Raw genomic sequence first — 1512 nt, 5'->3', positions numbered from 1 at the left:
GGGGGGACGGAGAAGGCTATGTTAGCCGGGCGACGGTTGTCCCGGTTTAAGCATGTAGGCGGAGATTCCAGGTAAATCCGGAGTCTTGTTAACGCTGAGGTGTGATGACGAGGCACTACGGTGCTGAAGTAACAAATGCCCTGCTTCCAGGAAAAGCCTCTAAGCATCAGGTAACACAAAATCGTACCCCAAACCGACACAGGTGGTCAGGTAGAGAATACCAAGGCGCTTGAGAGAACTCGGGTGAAGGAACTAGGCAAAATGGTGCCGTAACTTCGGGAGAAGGCACGCTGATATGTAGGTGAAGTGATTTACTCATGGAGCTGAAATCAGTCGAAGATACCAGCTGGCTGCAACTGTTTATTAAAAACACAGCACTGTGCAAACACGAAAGTGGACGTATACGGTGTGACGCCTGCCCGGTGCCGGAAGGTTAATTGATGGGGTTATCCGTAAGGAGAAGCTCTTGATCGAAGCCCCGGTAAACGGCGGCCGTAACTATAACGGTCCTAAGGTAGCGAAATTCCTTGTCGGGTAAGTTCCGACCTGCACGAATGGCGTAATGATGGCCAGGCTGTCTCCACCCGAGACTCAGTGAAATTGAACTCGCTGTGAAGATGCAGTGTACCCGCGGCAAGACGGAAAGACCCCGTGAACCTTTACTATAGCTTGACACTGAACACTGGTCCTTGATGTGTAGGATAGGTGGGAGGCTTTGAAGTGTGGACGCCAGTCTGCATGGAGCCAACCTTGAAATACCACCCTTTAATGGCTGGTGTTCTAACGTAGACCCGTAATCCGGGTTGCGGACAGTGTCTGGTGGGTAGTTTGACTGGGGCGGTCTCCTCCTAAAGAGTAACGGAGGAGCACGAAGGTTAGCTAATCCTGGTCGGACATCAGGAGGTTAGTGCAAAGGCATAAGCTAGCTTGACTGCGAGAGTGACGGCTCGAGCAGGTGCGAAAGCAGGTCTTAGTGATCCGGTGGTTCTGAATGGAAGGGCCATCGCTCAACGGATAAAAGGTACTCCGGGGATAACAGGCTGATACCGCCCAAGAGTTCATATCGACGGCGGTGTTTGGCACCTCGATGTCGGCTCATCACATCCTGGGGCTGAAGTAGGTCCCAAGGGTATGGCTGTTCGCCATTTAAAGTGGTACGCGAGCTGGGTTTAGAACGTCGTGAGACAGTTCGGTCCCTATCTGCCGTGGGCGCTGGAGAATTGAGGGGGGCTGCTCCTAGTACGAGAGGACCGGAGTGGACGCATCACTGGTGTTCGGGTTGTCATGCCAATGGCATTGCCCGGTAGCTAAATGCGGAAGAGATAAGTGCTGAAAGCATCTAAGCACGAAACTTGCCCCGAGATGAGTTCTCCCTGACCCTTTAAGGGTCCTGAAGGAACGTTGAAGACGACGACGTTGATAGGTCGGGTGTGTAAGCGTAGCGATACGTTGAGCTAACCGATACTAATGAACCGTGAGGCTTAACCTTACAACGCCGAAGGTGTTTTGGCG

At 52.6% G+C, this 1512-nt stretch carries 1 rRNA gene; it reads left to right on the top strand.

The window, feature by feature from the left end:
• Positions 1–1489 (top strand): 23S ribosomal RNA (locus KQJ19_RS23530); the annotation flags it as partial.
• Positions 1490–1512 lie beyond the last annotated feature (23 nt).

Origin of the sequence: Citrobacter sp. S46_ASV_140 (assembly GCF_018919545.1) — a bacterium.
GTDB lineage: Bacteria > Pseudomonadota > Gammaproteobacteria > Enterobacterales > Enterobacteriaceae > Citrobacter > Citrobacter braakii.
The sequence above is the reverse complement of the archived record's forward strand: the minus strand, read 5'-3'. Positions and strand labels throughout refer to the sequence as shown.